This is a genomic window from Methylobacterium sp. CB376 (assembly GCF_029714205.1).
Lineage (GTDB): Bacteria > Pseudomonadota > Alphaproteobacteria > Rhizobiales > Beijerinckiaceae > Methylobacterium.
In genome coordinates, this window is sequence record NZ_CP121648.1 from 2,816,463 (window position 1) to 2,833,491 (window position 17,029).

Below are 17,029 nucleotides of genomic sequence, written 5' to 3' on the forward strand. Positions count from 1 at the left end.
AATAAACTATGATGATCATATTTTGTTCAATGGTAAGTCCGTGATCAGCCGGATATTTGCTGCCTGAACAGCAATATTCTAGCCGGTATGCTGGCTCATATGCTGGCGTCAGTGCGCAAGTTCGTAAAGTTGCGCCGCACACGTCCGCTCATCTGAAGGAGAGCATCATGGCACTCGACCTCGTGGCCCAAGACATCATCATTGACGAGACCACTGGCCTTCAAGATAACGATGTCAACCCTTCTCTGCCGCCCCACAGCACCAACACCACGCTGAGTTACCTCCTCGGTCTCGACGGCCCGGGCGGCCTGGCCTCACCGGAGGTCGCCTTCAAGGCCAACTTCGTGCAGGCCACGGCGAGCGCCGGGGAAACCATCACCTCGGTCACTCTGTCCCAGAACCTCGCTGGAAACGCGTTCTCCACTACCGTGGGTGTGAACAGCGGCATTCGGACGGTCGACGGCAACTACGTTTGGCTGTTCCAAGACGCAACCCATGCGAACGTTGTGATCGGCGTCATCGGCACCTCCGACCCAGCCGCCGCGCCCGCTGCGACCGGGCCGCTCGCCTTCTCGTTTGCGCTGCTCAACACCAGCAACACGAATGCGGACCTGTATACGGTCCAGTATGTGCCCTTACTGCATCCGGATGCGACCAACCCGGACGATCGCATCGATCTGACCGATAAGGTGTTCGCCTCGGTCGCGGGGACCAGCGTGGCCAATTTCTCAGGCCAGAACGCCCCTCCTGGGATCAATCAGTTCTACCTCCTCGACTCGTCCAATGACGCGTCCAAGCAGATTCTGGTGACAGGCTTCCTCGGGACGGCCAATGCCACCCCCAACGTGAGTACGCAGGGCTTCGGCGTCGACAACCAGAGCATCAATCCGACAGAAACGCTCCAGGTTGATTTTGTGACCGGCGGTACTTTGCACGCAGGGAGTGCCTCGCAGATCCAGTATAGCAGCCATCTCGAGACGATCACGCAGGCCGGGTTCACGATCAATCAGATCACACCTTCCAACCCGAATTTGCGGGTGGACATCAAGATCAGTGCCTTCAACGTTCAAGGCAACGAGCAGGGCTTGAACTTCTACGACGGTAGCCCGACCACGACCGCGCCGATCACCAGCCTCAAGCTGACTGGGCAATCGGGGTTTGCGTCTCCCATCACCGCTAACGGTACCTATGCCACGGGAAGTGGCAACGTCACCGTCAGCGGGCTGGGGACCAACGTCGTCACCATCACCGGGCTCGATAACATCACCACCGTCGATGTCACCACCGGCAGCCCCATGGATCGGCTGACGGTTACGGGAGTTGATGCAAACGAAGGGTGCGACATCACCGAATTTCATTTCACGACGCAAACCTCTAACGCCTACACTGAACAGGTCGGCTCTTTCATTAACTTTGATGATGACGGTCCGAGCATCTCGACGACCGGCACGGAGCCGACGCTCACCGTCGACGAGACCGTGCTCGCAACTGACGATACGAAGAGCTTTGCGGCCAACTTCAGCCCGGCCTTCGGCGCCGACGGCGCCGGAGCCGTGACCTACGCCCTGAGCGCGATTGCCGGTCCCTCGGGTCTGGTCGACACCGCCACCAACCAGGCGGTCAACCTGTCGCTCAACGGCTCGGTCGTGGAAGGCCGCACCGCGGTCGGCAACGATCTGGTGTTCACGGTCAGCGTCGACGCGTCCGGCAACGTCACGCTCGATCAGAAACGGGCGGTCGTTCATGCCAATGCGAACGATGCGAACGATGCCGCGACGCTGGCCGCGGACAATCTGGTCCAGCTGACCGCGACCGTCACCGACAAGGATGGCGACCATCAGGCGGCCACCCTCAACATCGGCCAGAACCTGTCGTTCCTGGATGACGGCCCAACGATAACGGCACAGTTCGACGCTGACCCGGCTACTCCGGGCATCCAAACCCCGGAGCATCTGGGCAACGCAGTGGGCCAGACGGCCACGGGAACCTTTGGGTATGACATCGGCCACGACAGCCATCCCGCTACGTTCTACGACGCCACGCACTCTGACTTCGTCGATACCAACCCGGCCGTGCCAGGCATCCAGATCGGGCTCACCGGTACGGTCGATAACACCCAGAATCCCAATATCACCCAAGCGGTCGCAACTCTCACAAGTGAATCCGCTACATCTGCGACCTTCAACTTCTCGTTCCATTACGATAAGGATCCGCTCACGGCTGGTGTTCAGGATTCTACAGCGGGCGGTACGCTTGTCTTCGACAAGGTAGCCGGCACTTACACGTTCACCTTGACCGACGTGATCGACGGGTTCAGTTTCGACGTGCTGCACACCAGCGAGCTGGTTAGCAAGCAGCCTACCGGCAACACGGGACATCCCCTGATCGTCGCAGAGCAGCTGACGCCGAACGGCGACCCAGATCCGTTCTTTGTTCAGTTCACCGGGAACTCGGTCACCCAGCAGATCGGGTTTGGCTTCAACTCAACTGGCGATGGGGCGCCGAGTGGGCCGCCGACTGACGTCTCGTTCACGCAGGGTGCTCACGAGCTGGTCACCAACGTCAACGAGGACTGGGTGAGTGCAACCCAGTCGACGAATGGCGTCGCCGGAGATACCATACAGAAAGGTGAGCTGCTGACGATGCGTTTCTTCAAAGAGAACATCCTCAGCGACGTCGATCCGAGCGCCCCGGGTGGTGGAACCGAACGGCTTGACCCCACAACGTCTGCCAGCGGCGTCGTCATAAAGTTCGACGGCATTGGCAGTTCCGAGGATCTTATCCTGATCCTTGATCTTAAGAACGCCGCTGGTAATGAGATTACCAGAGCTGTTAATGTGCAAAACTCGGACCTGATCAAGGGTAATGCGAACATCCCTGCTCCATACAATACCGAGTTCACACTCGACAACAATGATGCTCTGCTCATCATTGAGCAGAACGATTACACGGTCGCTGGAGAAACCTATCAAATACAGGGCATCCAGATCATGCAAAGCGCAAACGGGTTGACGGGTAACGCCATCGACCTGAACGGGGCCACCGGTGCAAATGGCGGCAGCAGTGCCACCAGCAACCTGACGGCTTGGGATCCGACCGATAACGATGTGCTGAAAATCACCGATATCGGGTTCGTGCAGCAAACCAGTGGTACAATCAACGCCAACCTTGACTTCTCGTTGGCGCTGGTGGACGCGGACGGTGATGCCACGGCGACACAGCACATCAACGTCAACATCAGCAACGCCTTTATCGTCTAAGTCTAGAACAATGCCAGGAAGGCGGGTAACACCGCCTTCCCGCTGCTTGACAGAGAGTGGATGATCGGATGACAGCTATATCCCGATTCCATGATCGTCGACAGCTGCCGAGCCGTCACCCAGGCCCTGCCGCGGGCTTGCGCCGAGGTTGAAGCCGAGCTTGAGCGGCACATCGCTCCTGATCCGGCCTTGGCCCGTGAGCGCACTATCCTCTTCAATCCCGGGGAGCGGCCGGCGCATTGCCCGTGTGCCGATCACCGATATGCCCGAGCTTGGACGGATTGACCGCAGAGCCGCTGCGAGCCTGGCTGGCATGGCTCCTCATCCCCGGGCGGGGGGGTATCCGGCCCGCCCGTCCCATCCCTGGCGGCCGACCGTGCCAGCGGGCAGTCTTCAGCATGGCCGGCAGGGTCGCCGCACACGCTCGCCCCGCGTTCCGAAATACCTACCGCGCGGTCGTGTCCCTGTTGATGGTGTGGCTCGACGGTAGCGAGGAAGCCCGTCCGCACGCCCTCCACAGCGCTGTAGCGGACGAGCTTCCTCGCGGGGTGGTCATCGGCGGTTGCCGGGTAGGGTCGGGTTGCGAGTGCCAACCCCGAACCCGAGAGACCCCCGATGACCGACGAGATGATGAGCCTGCGCGGGCTGCTGGAGAAGAGCGCCGACGCGGACCTGCTGCGCGAGATGATCGGCTTTGCCGCCGAGCGGCTGATGGAGTTGGAGGTGGGCGGCCTGACCGGGGCGGCCCATGGCGAGAAGAGCGCTGAATGGTTGGTCCGGCGCAATGGCTACCGTGACCGGGACTGGCAGATGCGGGCCGGCACGGTGGAGCTGCGCATCCCGAAGCTGCATAAGAGCTCGTACTTTCCGGCCTTCCTGGAGCTGCGGCGTATGGCCGAGAAGGCGCTCACGGCGGTGATCCAGGAGGCCTATATCCAGGGCATCTCGACCCGCTCGGTCGATGATCTCGTTCAAGCCATGGGCGGCACCGGCATGTCAAAGAGCCAGGTCAGCCGGCTCTGCCAGGTATCGACGAGAGCTATGCGGGAGATTGGGTGACGCGAGCGGCGTGAAGGCGGCGTATCGAGGCGGGTGTCGAGCCTGCCAGAATCTCTCATCGAGAGCGAGATGGGGTGGACGGACCGTGGCGGCAGCGACGTATCACGGTGCGTTGGTTCAACCTCAATCGAAAGAGCGCCCCGATGACGAACACACTGGTTGGCCTCGATACGGCAAAGTCTGTGGGTTTGGAGTTGACCCGCTTTGGTGGAGCGGTGGAACGCTTGCGGGTCAGGGGTTAGCGAGCATCTCCTGTTCGTAGCGGACGGGTGAGCGATAGCCGAGCGCGGAGTGCAGGCGCACGGGGTTGTAGAAGCCCTCGATGAAGGTGAACACGGCCATGCGGGCCTGCGCCTGGGAGGCGAAGCGCCGGCGGTCGAGCAACTCGCACTCCAGCGTCGCGAAGAATCTCTCGCACAGTGCGTTATGGGATGGACGCCTCCCGCTCCGCGCCCAGGTTGGGCGAGACCGAGAGGGAGAAGAGCCATGCAGATGCTCGCGATCGATCTGGCCAAGCAGTCGTTTCACGTTCACGGCGTCGATGCCGATGGTCAGGTGATCTCCCGGCGCGTCGGGCGCACCAAACTTCCGGCGCTGGTGGCCAGCCTCGCCCCGAAGGTGATCGCCATGGAGGCTTGCGCCACGGCCCATCATTGGGCGCGAGCTTTCCTCGCGGCCGGGCATGAGGTTCGGCTGATCAACCCGCGCTTCGTCAAGCCGTTCGTGCGCGGCTCGAAGAACGATGCCGTCGACGCCGAGGCGATCTTCGACGCCGCCTCACGTCCCACGATGCGGTTTGTGCCTGTGAAGTCGACCGAGCAGCAAGACCTGCAGTCGCTTCATCGCGTCCGCGATCGGCTGGTCTCGCAACGCACGAACCTGATCAATCATACCCGTGGGCTCCTGGCTGAGTACGGCCTCATCTACCCGAAGGGTGCGGCCCGCTTTCCAGCGCGTGTGCGGGCGGAACTTTCCGAGGCGGGACTGTCGCCGATGGCGCGAGCCACCTTCGCGGCCCTGCTCGACGAGTTGGAGACCCTGGAGACGCGGCTTGAGCGGCTCGACGATCAACTTCGGGCGATCTGCCGCGAAGACGTCGTCTGCCGCCGCCTGATGACGTTGCCTGGCGTGGGCCCGGTCGTCGCCACCGCCCTCAAGGCCAGCGTCGGCGATGCCCGCCAGTTCCGCTCAGGGCGCGAACTCGCGGCCTGGATCGGCTTGGTGCCGCGACAGTACTCCACCGGCGGCAAGCCGCACCTCGGGGGCGTCGGACGCCGGGCCAACCACTATCTGCGGCGCCAACTCGTGCACGGCGCCCGCGCGGTCGCCTTGCGCCTGGCCACGAAGACCGATCCGCGCTCACGCTGGTTCCAGGCGGTGATCGACCGGCGCGGGTTCAACAAGGGGATCGTGGCGATGGCCAACAAGACCGCGCGGATAGCCTGGGCGATGCTGAGGCGCGAGGAGGATTACGCCCGCGCCTGACGCGGGCGACCGAGATCGTCGCGCGAGCGGCGATGCGTGCGAGGTGACCGACGATGGCGACACGGCGTGGGCCGCCGCTTCCGATCCTGACCTACGACACGGCCTTCGAGGCCGCTAGCGTTATGAGGACGGAAGAAGCGGACCCCATCGAGGCCAGGGGCGTGATCGCTCCACCGACAGGCCGGATAGATTCACGCACCCAAGGTCGTGGTCGTCGCTGAGGAATACCTTGCCGCGGGAGGCGTCCATAGATTGTCGTAAGCATCACCGACCGAGCCCATCGAGGGCCGCACCCCTGCCTCGCGGCAGCGGCTGCCAAAGGCCAGCGAAGTCTAGTGGGTGGATTCAAGTGGTCGTCGCAACGGCTTGGCGGAGGGCGGTTGTGATGGCAGGTCGGCGGCGTTCGGATCGGGCACTTCGCGAGAAGCTGCGGTCACCGGGTCGTCCCGGGGTCGGTCTGCGCGAGACGCGGCGGGGGTTCTGGGCGTTCCTCGCGCAGGGTCTCTCCAGCGAGGTCGCAGCGATGAAGCTCGGGATCTCGCCACCGGTCGGCTCGCGGTGGTTCCGGACAGCAGGCGGAATGGCACCTTCCCACCTGTCACCATCATCCAAGTCGCCTTCTGCGCGCTACCTGTCGTTGGCTGAGCGGGAGGAGATCGCGATCCTACAAGCGCAAGGTCACGGGGTCCGGGACGTCGCTCGGCGTCTGGGACGGGCGGCGTCGACCATCTCGCGGGAATTGCGCCGCAATGCGGCGACCCGCAGTGGCGGCCTGGACTATCGCGCCACGACCGCGCAGTGGCACGCTGAACGCGCGGCACGCCGGCCCAAGCCAGCAAAACTGGCGGGGAACGCAGCGCTGCGGACGTACGTGCAGGAGCGGCTCGCCGGAACTGTCGCGACACCGGGCGGGAGCGCTCTGCCTGGCCCTAGCGTTGCCTGGAAGGGACGGCGGCACGGGCGACGCCAGAGCCGGCGATGGGGTCGATCCTGGAGTCCGCAGCAGATCGCCGAGCGCCTACGGCTCGACTTTCCGGGCGATACGACGATGCGCATCAGTCACGAGGCGATCTATCAGGCGCTCTACATCCAGGGCCGGGGCGCGCTGAAGCGTGAGCTGACCGCGTGTCTTCGCACAGGACGGGCTTTGCGTGTGCCGCGGGCCCGCAGCCTGGGCCGAGGCAGGTCGTTCGTCACCCCCGAGGTGCTCATCAGCGAGCGTCCGCCCGAGGTGGAGGACCGCGCGGTGCCGGGGCACTGGGAAGGAGATCTGATCCTGGGTCTGAAGAGTTCGGCGATCGGGACCCTGGTCGAGCGCACGACGCGCTTTACGATGCTGCTGCATCTTCCGCCGATGGACGGCCATGGGGTGACACCGCGTGCGAAGAACGGCCCGGCGCTGGCGGGGCACGGGGCCCAGGCGGTGCGCGAGGCGATCGCCGGCACGATCGCGCGCTTGCCCGAGCAGCTGCGGCGCTCGTTGACCTGGGACCAGGGTACCGAGATGGCCGAGCACGCGCGCTTGCGGATCGACGCGGGTCTGCAGGTCTACTTCTGCGATCCACGCTCACCCTGGCAGCGGGGGACGAACGAGAATACGAACGGGTTACTGCGACAGTACTTCCCGAAAGGAACGGATCTGAGCGCCCACAGCGCGAACGATCTTGCTGCTGTGGCCGCAGCCCTCAACAGCAGACCGCGCAAGACGCTGAACTGGAAGACGCCGGCAGAGGCGCTCGACGCTGTGCTGGCTGTAGGGTCTGGGGAGATCATTTCACCGCGGCCAAGGCCTGATCGATGCGGTAGTCCGGATGACGGATGCGCGCTTTAGCGGGGTCGAAGAGGGCTTCCACCTCTTCTCGGAGCGGCGTCTGGTCCGAGCGTTCAGCCACCCGGTCGATGGGAGATGCGCCATCAAGCGCCGAATGGGGGCGGCTCCAGTTCCAGTGATGCTGCCACTCGGCCACGCGGTCGGCGATGTCCGCGGATTTCGGATCCACAGTGGTCCAGAACTCCTCAAGAGCGGCGCGATGGCTGCGCTCGACCTTGCCATTCAGATGGGGCGATCGTGGCGGGATCGGGCGGAACTTGATGCCCCAGTCGATCAGCCGCTGCTGCACAGCCTCGGCAAAGAATTCGCGTCCGCGGTCGGTCTGGATCCGCTGAATGGCAAACGGCATCTCCTCGATCACGCGGTCGAGAAAATCGAGAGTGTTCGCGGCGGTCCGGCGTGGATAGATCCCCAACACGGCGTAGCGCGAGCAGTCATCTATGGCGGTGTACTGGTACACACCCGGGCAGATTTTGCAGACGTCCATCTGCACCCGATCGCCCGGCACGGGTCGACTATAGCGGAGCTTCCCTCTGACGCGCCGCCGCGGTCGCTTGAGCACTTGCTCGCCGTGACGGACGAGCACGCGATGGATGGTGTCGAGCGACAGCGTCAGATCGTGCTGACGGACGAGCTCATTGCGGAGCTGCTTGATCCCGAGCTTGCGGTCGCGTCGGAGGCTGAGGATCAGCGTCTCGTGCTCTGCAAACACCTTCTGAGCTGCCAAGCGTCGCGGACGGCGGCTGTGTTCCACCAGCCCAGCTGGACCAGCGGCCTGATACCTCCGCCACCACTTGCGCAACGTCGGGCGTGAGATGCCGCAGCGGCGGCAAACGAGGCCGGCGTCGCCGGTCTGGGCATAGAGTTCAATCCATCCCAGACGCGCCTTCGTCAGATCCATGGCCGTGTCTCGCGTTGGCTGGGGATCTGATGGACAGCGCGTGCCGCGCTGCCCACAGCTCCACAGCAGAAGCAGCAATCGGAATGCCAGATCGGCCGGGAGCGCGGACGGCGAGATTGAAACGATGTCGCCGAACCTCACACATAATCCTTGTGTCGGGGGTTCGAGTCCCTCCTCCGCTACCACTTAAGTTTCTGATTTATCATATCTTTCCTCCATTGAACCCGGTCCCGTGGCCGGGTTTGACAGTTTCAGTTGCCGGGTTCGACAACACCGGTTCGCCGCCTGTTCACCTCGGCGTCGAAACCCGTGACCACCCCGCGCATCTTCGGGCGCAGCTCCGCGCCCTTCGCGTCGTGGCGCGCCATCTCGAGCGTCTTCTGGCCAAGCGCGTCCGCGATCGTGCGCTCGTCGTGGCGGATTTCCCGCAGGATCACGGCCACGGTGTGCCGCAAGCCGTCGAGCGTCAGGCCCGGCCCGACCGTGCCCGCCTTCTCCAAGCGCATTCGGATCTGTCGCCGCGAGGCCCGGAAGCCGTTGAGGGTCCACGGCGTGCCTGCCGAGCTGGTCCACGGGGGCGTGGCACTGTGCTGGGGCGCCACGTCGAGGATCGCCGCCAGCGGGCTCGGGACGGGCCAGAACACTGGCTCGCCTGTCTTGGCCCGCCGCGTCGCGATCTCGCCCGCGCGATAGAAGCTGCGGGGCAGGGTGAGGGCAGGCGCCATGTGCGGCGGCATCGCATCGAGGACGGCGTGGCGGTCCTCGTCGGACCAGGGCCGGTTGCGCTCCGGCGCGCCCCGCTTTTGGCGGATGTCCTTGATCCCGGCCGCCGGGTTGTCGGCGAGGTGGCCGCGCTCCGAGCCCCAGCCGAACAGGATGGAGAGGACCGCCCTCACGTCGTTGCCGAATCGCCGGCCCTTGCTCTCGGCCGCCTTGTCCCGGATGCGCACCACCAGGGGGCGATTGAAGCGGGCCAGCGCCGTGTCTGCGATCGGGCGCAGGTAGCCGAAGATCTTCTGGCAAGGTGAAGGCTGGTGCGGGAGAGCACACCAGTTCAACGCAACGATGTTTACCGTCATGTCCGTCGCAACAAATTTACGCCGAGGAGTGAAAAATGCGCGTTTCCAAAGACTCCTTCCACAGCACCGAAGCACATCAGGTTGCTAAAGAGCAGAACGCGCACCTTGCCGAGCAGATTAAAGACGATGATTTAGACGCAGTAGTAGGCGGTGCACTTCAAGTTAAATTTGGATCGGAAGCCACGCAGAATTACAAGCCGGGCGGATTCAACGGCGTCTATGGGCTTATATACTTCATCAATTCCATACCGAGATAGTTATCGCGGACAATGCCGCGCGGGCTGGAGAGCCTGACCGCATGAAGCGGCACACACCGCGGATGCCCCGCGGCGTTGATGGCGCGGCGGGGCTTTGCCTCGTAGACCTCGGGCCGTCCCACCCGTGCGGGGCGGCCTTTTCACGCTGCGCCTGAGGCTCGGCACGGCAAAGGCTCGGCACGGCGAAGGCTCGGCACGGCAAGGCGACGGTCCAGATCCGCCCGCGAGCTGAAGTCGGGCCGTCGCGCCCGAATTCATACCTTCTCAGACCGATGACAAGCTCGGGAGATGACCATGTCTCAGGCCAAGACTCCTTCTCAAGGTAGTGGCTCGCCGGTCGAGGATCTCGCTCCTATGCGAGACGCGGAGCTTTCGGAAGAACAGCTTGAGGCAGTGGCTGGCGGGGCGATCCGCGGAAGCGGATGCCTGACGCCGAATACGACACCATACATAAGGAGATTTGAAGAACTAACGGCTCCGGAAGGGTCGCAAAGCTCTGGCAGTGGTGGCGGCAAGGGGATTTGGAGCAACTGATATTTGCTCCGATCGAGAATACGGGACGTCGTCTACAACGTCCCTCGTCTCATGATCGCTGAAGCTCGTGGAGCCCCGGCACCTGCTCGCCGATCCATCGCCCACCCGAAGCCGCCCCCACCTCCCCGTTTTCGGGGAGGCTCGACCGCTGCCCCAGCTCGCCCAAAAGCAAAGCCTAGGCGGAAGCCTCCTGCTTATGGGCGAGCAGAATCGGGCGGAGACCGCTTCGCCACTTGAGGCAGCCCTGAAGGAGCTTCGGAGAAGTGTCGGTGCCTGATGCGAAGTGCCCAGCGGCAACCGTCATCAAGCTGCCGGCACGGCGCTTGGCAGTATCACCGCGGGCTTCTCCTGCGCCGTCGTGCCCTGCACCGGCCCACGAGACGGCACTATGCTCCCACGAGGCTGCGCAACCCCCCAACCGTCACATCAGCTAGCGTCAAAACAGAGGCTGCTGCTCTGGGCTTTGTCGGAGTGCGACAGAGCACCCCAGCTTGGCATGATGATGATCTACAGTCGTCTTGTCAGAACGACGCCGCGGCGGAGCGAAAAATAAATTTCTACAAAGATGAACGTCAGAATGTGGCGGGTGAGGGGTCATGACCGTTAAGTTAATCGCCGTCAGCATTGGGCTGTCCGTCCTGGCGCTGGCCTCTCCAGCGGTGCCGCTGGACATGGGTACGCTGGCGGAGCAGCGCGCCTGCACGCCAGACGCGATAAGCCTCTGCGGCAAGCACATCCCGTATCCGGGACGGGTGAGGGCGTGCCTCCTGAGCAAGAGGGAAAGCCTGAGCCCGGCGTGTCGTTCGGCAATCGCGTCCTATGAGGCAAGGACCGCAGCGCCCCGCCAGTGAGCCTAGGACCGCAGCGCCCCGCAAACGTCGGCGCAAGCACTCGCAACACGTTTTCCGGAAGTGATCTTCCGGAAGACGTGTGACACGCCCGCGCGGCGCTTGAGCGAAGCCGACATCCGCATGGCCGAAATGGGAGATGGCGAAGCCATCAATCGGATGTCGTGTAAGCCGTGCCAATCCGCCCCGATCACCGCGGCCTCTACCGGATCGACTGGCCGCAACTCGCGGCCGTGATCCGCTCGCCGCGCGAGGCCGTGCCATTCGCATAAGGGCGAGCATGGGACGAGAAGAGCCCGCCACGGCGGGGACCGGGCGGGCTAAGACGTTCATAGGCGCCCATTGATCTGTCGCCCCAAGGATCTGTCGCCCCAAGGATCTGTCGCCCCAAGTTGGACTTGGTCCTCTCAGGCCAGCGTGATCGCGCCGAGAGGATCAACCCTGGCGGCCTTTGATGAGGCGCGGACGGTCAGCGGTAGATTAAAACGGGCAATTTGGAGTGCGTGAGAACCTTCATGGTCTCGCTGCCAATAACGAGGGCAGAAAAGCCACGACGGCCATGCGAGGCCATGGCGATGAGGTCACAGCCGCGGGCCTCGGCGGTTTCGATGATGGCCTCATACGGTTGCCGGTCCTCGACTTTCACGACCTCGCAAGAGACACCGACCCGCTTGGCTTCCTGCTCGGCCTCTGTGAGACGACGATCGGCGTCGGCATGTGCATGGCGCGTGAACTCATCCACGTATGGGTTTGAGGCCCCCAAAGGCAATGCCGGGAACCGCGCGACTACCGTGAGCACCGTCACCTTTGCACCGACAGTCTTGGCGAGCGACACGGCGTTCTTTACGGCCGAGGCGGAAATCGACGTCCCGTCAGTCGGGACAAGGATGTGCTGGTACATCGGGATCTCTCCCAGCATTCCGCGAGTCACCCTCGCGCGGTCGTTCGGGGCCGACCCGTAGGGCCCGTTCCGGCTTATAGCAGTAGGGACGACTGAGTTGTAGAGTTGAGCTTCCTGGGCCGTTTCTGAGGCTTCAGGGGGCCTTTCGAGCCTCGATCAGGGCGGACAGCTCCACCCATTCGCATAAGTCTGAGTACGGGACGAGGACGCGCCTCACGAGAAGAGTCCGGCACGGTTGGGAGGGACCGAGCAAGCTAAAGCAATGGCCGAGTCCCGATGGATCAAGCGGCGCACATAGGAAACATAAATAGTGGGACGGCGGTGCCCATCTCCGGGGTAGCGACGAAGCAAGGGAGATGACAATGCAGTATCTGAAACTTGCAGGATTATCTATCGTCGCGGCGCTCGTGCTTGGACTAGGGAGCGGAGCAAAAGCAACCCCACTCAGCAGTTCTTCGGCTGGAATTGCAACATGTGAGGTGTCCGACGGATTGGTCATCAAGGCGGTGACCAGAGCCGGAGTTGCGCATCGGTCGGCTCGAAGAACGGCCCGGCGTGTTAACCGCCGCCACGGCTACTAGCTGCGGGCTCAATCTCGCGCGCGAGAAGGCGGTTCATTCGTATAATCCCATATTCTGGTGCGCGTTATGGGGCATCCGTACAGTGTTCCGAAGGTTTCGCGCGGATCGCGAGCGGGCCGCCGCCTCGACTGTGCTAGTCTTCCGTCGCTCGCTCCGGGAGCGCACGCCCGGAGTCGAGCAGCGGGCCGGGTCCTCGGCCGCTACGAGGACCCGGCCCGCACTCGCCTCCAGTCGCGTTGAGCGTGGGTGACAGACGTATCGGCTCATCCAGGGGCACGCTTCGGGTGTGACCGCCTCCTGGCCCCTCGACGTCGCCTTGGAGGCACCACCCGCGGGCCGCGGCCATCTTCCGACCCTGCCTGAAGCGCGGCCCCCGGCTCTCTTCGGGCACAAAGAAGCGCCAGAGGGGGGGACCCTCAGCCCACCCGCTGGGCCTGCCGCAAACGCGTCCGCAGCCGTTCACGGGTCGTTAGGCATACCCGCCCAGCTTGCCGCCTCCGCCCCGGAGCCGGCCCATGATCTTGAATTCCCTCGCCCTCAAGCTTAAGCACCCGGCGCGTGGCGACTTCCGGGGCCGGCATTTCGAGGCCACCCTGAGCGTGCAGGCCGTTTCTTGGTAGCTGCGCTACGCGCTCGGCTACCGCGACATCGGGGAGATGCTCCTGGAGAGGGGCCTCACGGTCGACCACTCCACCATCAATCGCCGGGTGCTCGCCTCCGCGCCGGCCATCAAGCGCCGCCTGCGCCGGTTCCGCAAACCGCACTCCGGCTCCGTGCGCGTCGACGAGACCGACATCAAGGTGCGGGGCCAGTGGCGATACCTGTACCGGGCCATCGACCAGCACGGGCAGGCGGTCGACTCCCCGCTCACCGCCAACCGCGACCTGGATGCGGCCAAGCGCTTCCTCCGCAAGATGCTGCAGGATCAGCCGCTTCTCGCGCCCGACCGCATCCGCACCAATGGCGCTGGCCCGTACCCGCCGGCGATCGCCGAGAGCCGCAAGGAGGGCCTGCTGCGGCGCATGCCGACCCACCACGTCACCAAGCACCTGCGACAGGGGATCGAGAGCCACCACTTCCGGGTCAAGCGGGCGATGCCGCGGATGGCCGGGTTCCGGCCGTTCCGCACGGCCCGGCGCACAATCCAGGGCTTCGAGGCGATGCTGTGGCTGCGCAAGGACTTCGGGTTCGCGGGCGCGTGGACCGTCCGCGAGCAGAACCAGCTCCTCGCCAGCTGCTTTGGTCTTTCCGTCGCGAACAAAGCGTGAAAGCGGGTCGGCGGAGCCCCTTCTGCGGCCCGAGCCCGCGTTTGCGGCAAGCCCCGGCGGGCTCGGGCGAGGGCCACCCGCACATCATGATGGACGGCTTCCCGACCGGACCGCACGCCCGGGCCTCAATGGACGGCCTGCTCAAGGACGTCTCGATCACCCAGCGGCGGCAGGTCGGTCGGGAAGCGGTCAGTGCCGATCACCGCCTCGTGGCCGCAGCTCGATCAAGGCGGCGCCCGTCTAGGCACTGCACATGCGGTTCGGGAGCGGCGACTGGTCCGCCGCGCGCTTCCGGCGCGGGCCGCACGAAGACGCGGTAGCGCCGTGCACGCTCCACATCGGGCCTTCGAGTTGTGCTCCGTGAGGCCCGAGCTTGGTCGTCGCTCTCGCCCCCGCCCTGCATCCTCCTGCTCAGGTCCCTCACTCGACGGGCAGCCCCGGACGCGTCGCGCTCTCGATGATCGCCTCCCACGATTTGCCCATCGCGCGCAGGGACTCGATCGAGGGGCCGATCTCGTTCCCGTAGACCCTCAGCGTGCGCTCGTAGATGCGGGTCCGGTGCGGCTCGGGGGTCTGCTCCTTGAACAGGGAGGCCAGTCGCCTGCGCTCCGCGTGCATCGCCCGTGCGATGGCCTCGGCGGAGGCGCCGCGGCGGCGCATCTCAGCCGCGTGCTCGCGCAAGTCGCGCACGGCTTGCTCGTACTGGGACCGCAGGCTCATCGACGGTGTGGCCCTCGTGACCGACGCGATCGGACGATCATGCATCGTTCTGCGTCGGCCTCCTACCTGTAGCGGCCCTCCCGCGGCCAAGCCGAGCGAGGTTCGGCCTCGACCCGACGGCGACGGCGCTTGATCGCCTCCCGCCTACCGATGCACGACACCCTTGATCTGCGGGATCTCCTCGGCCTGCCCGGCTCGGGCCGCAGCGGACCTTTTTGATTGGTGGCCCGTCAGAAGCTTGACGGCTTGTACACCTTGAGCCTTAACTTGAAGGCCAAGCAACGGGAAAGTTCGGCTATGAGACGCACTGGACTCCTCTCGGCCGCCCTCTTTACAATCTGTGTTGTTTATCCAAATGCTACAATGGCAATGTCGTGCTCAGAACGCAACCAACAGTGCATTAAATTCTGCGATCAGAGAAATGCGGGCGGAAGAGCTTATAATTGCCACTCTCGTTGTGCTGACGCTAATTCACAATGCATGCAGAATGGATGTTATAACACGCCAATGAAGAGTGGGTGCGGCTTCTCTAAATCCTAGATCCTGACTTATCCGGCCAGGGCGTGTCCCGCCCCGTCACCCGGTCGCCGGCGGCCGGGTCCCCTCTCTGCCCATACTCCACCCGGTGCGCTTGAAGGCGGCGGTGGATCCCGACCACATCGCGCATCACCCCGACGCTCTTCGCCCCGCACGCAGAGCAGCGCGGGTGCAGGGCGATGTCGGGGAACGGCAGGCTGTCCGGGAAGCGATCCGTGCTGATCACCGCCTCGTGGCCGCAGTGAGTCGCGTTGGCGTGCACGAAGGCTGTGCGGTCGCCCTCCTCGGACCGGATCCAGCCGATCGTGGGCGGCGGGATCGCGCGGCCCTGCTCGTCGTAGGCGCGGCGGGGGTTGCGGCGGCTCATAGGCGGAGACGTAGGCCGCGTCCGTTGCGCGGCGACTGCGTGCGCGAGCTACACGGATCGGGTCAGGGCGGCAACCGCGCCCTCTAAACGGATGCCAAGGACCGACCAAGCAAGCTGAAATATTCCCAAACAAATACAGGATTTCTGCTCGAATTAAATATGAGCACGCAATAAATTTGCGTTTGGCTTCGATGCTGGGTGCCTGAAACATTGTCCTGGCATGATCGAATCAGATGGTGTTGATCTGCGTTAGAATTGGCAGTTTATGATAAAAATAGTAACTTGAAACTTTATAGCGCCACCATTGGCAGCATCTATCAGCTTTTCTCCACTTCATGAATACAAATTCAGGCCAATCTATCTGCCCAAAGCTGACCTCATCTGAGAATATGATTTTTATCGACGGGTGTCGTCATGGTTAGATCATAGTAAATCTTGTCACTTTCTGCTTCTTTATCATAGTTGCTCTTTAAGATATTTATTGCATCTTGCGCGGCATAGCTTCTGCTCTCGCCGGTTCCTTCTGCAGCAGCTATGCTGCATGAAGCAAAATTGGATTTTATAAATTCAAATATTATATCAGGATCCGCCTTCATCCTTTTCATCGTGTAAGGCCACCATTCTAATATTATTAGTCCAGCTTTCTTTAGCACATCCTTGCCGCCCTCAAAAACAAATGGTTCTGCGCCTTGAACATCAATTTTTACAGCAAGCGGAGTTTTGATATAAGCGGCGAAATCATTCAAAGGAACTGCTTCGACGTTTATGACTGGTCGCAGATGTTCGCCAATATCGCCGATAAAATTGCCACCTATTCTAATTCTGTGATCTCCTAGATTTTCAGGTGCAATTTCGAACTGCAAATTTGAGTTTTCCTTGAATAAAGCCAGCCTGAAAAGCTTGTAATTTGCATGTCTACAATTTATCTTTGTGTTAATTTCTAAGTTCATAAAGTTATGCGGCTCTGGTTCGAATGCAAAACAATGAACATTTGGATATGACTGCGCAATCGGAATAGTTGTAAGACCGATATTCGCGCCTATATCTAAGTAGTAACCCACCCCACCATTCTTGTCAAAAAACTCTTTTAATTTATCCACGGTCGTTTTCGCCCAGTCTCCCTTTTCAGAGTAAGCACGGTGCACTGAGAAGTCATAAGGTTGACTCACGATTGTGCCTGACACCCCTCTACTCGCTACGCCGGTGACGCCAGCTGGCCCGGCAAATGCTGCGATAGCATATCTTGCGTGCAGCCTGGCGAATTCTTGATCGTCTGCTAAAGTTTTCACAATCTGTATCTTGCGTCTCTCGGGAAGCTTCCTTACGAACCATGAGAAAAGCTGTAGAATCTGCGCTTTCATAGATCGTCCCTCGCGATTTCACGTAGTTTAAACCTATGGT

10 protein-coding genes and 4 pseudogenes are annotated in these 17,029 nt (G+C 62.6%); 7 read left to right on the top strand and 7 right to left on the bottom strand.

What is annotated here, in order from left to right; all coding sequences use genetic code 11:
• The first annotated feature begins 167 nt into the window (after window positions 1-167).
• The 3 genes and pseudogenes from QA634_RS12730 to QA634_RS12740 form a co-directional block, all read left to right on the top strand.
• Window positions 168-3,260 (top strand): DUF5801 repeats-in-toxin domain-containing protein, encoded by a 3,093-nt coding sequence (locus QA634_RS12730; RefSeq protein ID WP_283027500.1) that lies wholly within the window; start codon window positions 168-170, stop codon window positions 3,258-3,260.
• An 84-nt stretch (window positions 3,261-3,344) separates the two neighbouring features.
• Window positions 3,345-3,718 (top strand): annotated as a pseudogene (locus QA634_RS12735) (transposase); the annotation flags it as partial.
• Between the two features lie 157 nt (window positions 3,719-3,875).
• Window positions 3,876-4,286: pseudogene (locus QA634_RS12740) on the top strand (IS256 family transposase); the annotation flags it as partial.
• A gap of 264 nt (window positions 4,287-4,550) precedes the next feature.
• On the opposite strand, the pseudogene QA634_RS35850 reads toward QA634_RS12740, so the two are convergent.
• Window positions 4,551-4,745, bottom strand: a pseudogene (locus QA634_RS35850) (integrase core domain-containing protein); the annotation flags it as partial.
• A gap of 60 nt (window positions 4,746-4,805) precedes the next feature.
• Here QA634_RS35850 and QA634_RS12750 point away from each other — a divergent pair.
• Together QA634_RS12750 and QA634_RS12755 are read left to right on the top strand one after the other, a co-directional pair.
• Complete coding sequence (locus tag QA634_RS12750; protein ID WP_012331380.1) at window positions 4,806-5,804, top strand: IS110-like element ISMtsp7 family transposase; 999 nt, start codon at window positions 4,806-4,808, stop codon at window positions 5,802-5,804.
• 385 nt (window positions 5,805-6,189) lie between these two features.
• Window positions 6,190-7,635, top strand: coding sequence for an IS30-like element ISMtsp4 family transposase (locus tag QA634_RS12755; protein ID WP_012332373.1), 1,446 nt, complete (start codon window positions 6,190-6,192; stop codon window positions 7,633-7,635).
• On the opposite strand, the gene QA634_RS12760 is transcribed toward QA634_RS12755, so the two are convergent.
• Both QA634_RS12760 and QA634_RS12765 read right to left on the bottom strand, forming a co-directional pair.
• Window positions 7,574-8,536, bottom strand: coding sequence for an IS481-like element ISMtsp15 family transposase (locus QA634_RS12760; RefSeq protein ID WP_012332374.1), 963 nt, complete (start codon window positions 8,534-8,536; stop codon window positions 7,574-7,576). The two genes, QA634_RS12755 and QA634_RS12760, sit on opposite strands and share 62 nt — an antisense overlap.
• Window positions 8,537-8,787: 251 nt before the next feature.
• The gene (locus QA634_RS12765) at window positions 8,788-9,615 is read right to left on the bottom strand and encodes an integrase (protein ID WP_150108638.1); all 828 of its coding nucleotides are present in this window, start codon (window positions 9,613-9,615) and stop codon (window positions 8,788-8,790) included.
• Between the two features lie 35 nt (window positions 9,616-9,650).
• On the opposite strand from QA634_RS12765, the gene QA634_RS12770 reads away from it, so the two are divergent.
• The gene (locus QA634_RS12770) at window positions 9,651-9,872 is read left to right on the top strand and encodes a hypothetical protein (protein ID WP_150108639.1); all 222 of its coding nucleotides are present in this window, start codon (window positions 9,651-9,653) and stop codon (window positions 9,870-9,872) included.
• A gap of 1,851 nt (window positions 9,873-11,723) precedes the next feature.
• Here the strand turns inward: QA634_RS12770 and QA634_RS12775 are convergent.
• Entirely contained in the window at window positions 11,724-12,155 is a 432-nt protein-coding gene (locus QA634_RS12775) for a universal stress protein (RefSeq protein ID WP_018260911.1), read from the bottom strand.
• Between the two features lie 1,096 nt (window positions 12,156-13,251).
• Between QA634_RS12775 and QA634_RS12780 the strand changes: the two are divergent.
• Window positions 13,252-14,004: pseudogene (locus QA634_RS12780) on the top strand (IS6 family transposase).
• A 420-nt stretch (window positions 14,005-14,424) separates the two neighbouring features.
• Here the strand turns inward: QA634_RS12780 and QA634_RS12785 are convergent.
• The 3 genes from QA634_RS12785 to QA634_RS12795 form a co-directional block, all read right to left on the bottom strand.
• Window positions 14,425-14,724, bottom strand: a complete 300-nt coding sequence (locus QA634_RS12785; protein WP_012332377.1) for a hypothetical protein — start codon at window positions 14,722-14,724, stop codon at window positions 14,425-14,427.
• A gap of 529 nt (window positions 14,725-15,253) precedes the next feature.
• Window positions 15,254-15,628, bottom strand: a complete 375-nt coding sequence (locus tag QA634_RS12790) for a hypothetical protein (RefSeq protein WP_012332378.1) — start codon at window positions 15,626-15,628, stop codon at window positions 15,254-15,256.
• Between the two features lie 377 nt (window positions 15,629-16,005).
• On the bottom strand, window positions 16,006-16,989 hold the full coding sequence (locus QA634_RS12795) for an FkbM family methyltransferase (RefSeq protein WP_083784667.1): 984 nt from the start codon (window positions 16,987-16,989) through the stop codon (window positions 16,006-16,008).
• Window positions 16,990-17,029 lie beyond the last annotated feature (40 nt).

Excerpts from the sequence above, each read along its gene's own strand:
- QA634_RS12730 (WP_283027500.1), top strand. The coding sequence starts at position 168 with ATGGCACTCGACCTCGTGGCCCAAGACATCATCATTGACGAGACCACT.
- QA634_RS12750 (WP_012331380.1), top strand. The coding sequence starts at position 4,806 with ATGCAGATGCTCGCGATCGATCTGGCCAAGCAGTCGTTTCACGTTCAC.
- QA634_RS12755 (WP_012332373.1), top strand. The coding sequence starts at position 6,190 with ATGGCAGGTCGGCGGCGTTCGGATCGGGCACTTCGCGAGAAGCTGCGG.
- QA634_RS12760 (WP_012332374.1), bottom strand. The coding sequence starts at position 8,536 with ATGGATCTGACGAAGGCGCGTCTGGGATGGATTGAACTCTATGCCCAG.
- QA634_RS12765 (WP_150108638.1), bottom strand. The coding sequence starts at position 9,615 with ATGACGGTAAACATCGTTGCGTTGAACTGGTGTGCTCTCCCGCACCAG.
- QA634_RS12770 (WP_150108639.1), top strand. The coding sequence starts at position 9,651 with ATGCGCGTTTCCAAAGACTCCTTCCACAGCACCGAAGCACATCAGGTT.
- QA634_RS12775 (WP_018260911.1), bottom strand. The coding sequence starts at position 12,155 with ATGTACCAGCACATCCTTGTCCCGACTGACGGGACGTCGATTTCCGCC.
- QA634_RS12785 (WP_012332377.1), bottom strand. The coding sequence starts at position 14,724 with ATGAGCCTGCGGTCCCAGTACGAGCAAGCCGTGCGCGACTTGCGCGAG.
- QA634_RS12790 (WP_012332378.1), bottom strand. The coding sequence starts at position 15,628 with ATGAGCCGCCGCAACCCCCGCCGCGCCTACGACGAGCAGGGCCGCGCG.
- QA634_RS12795 (WP_083784667.1), bottom strand. The coding sequence starts at position 16,989 with ATGAAAGCGCAGATTCTACAGCTTTTCTCATGGTTCGTAAGGAAGCTT.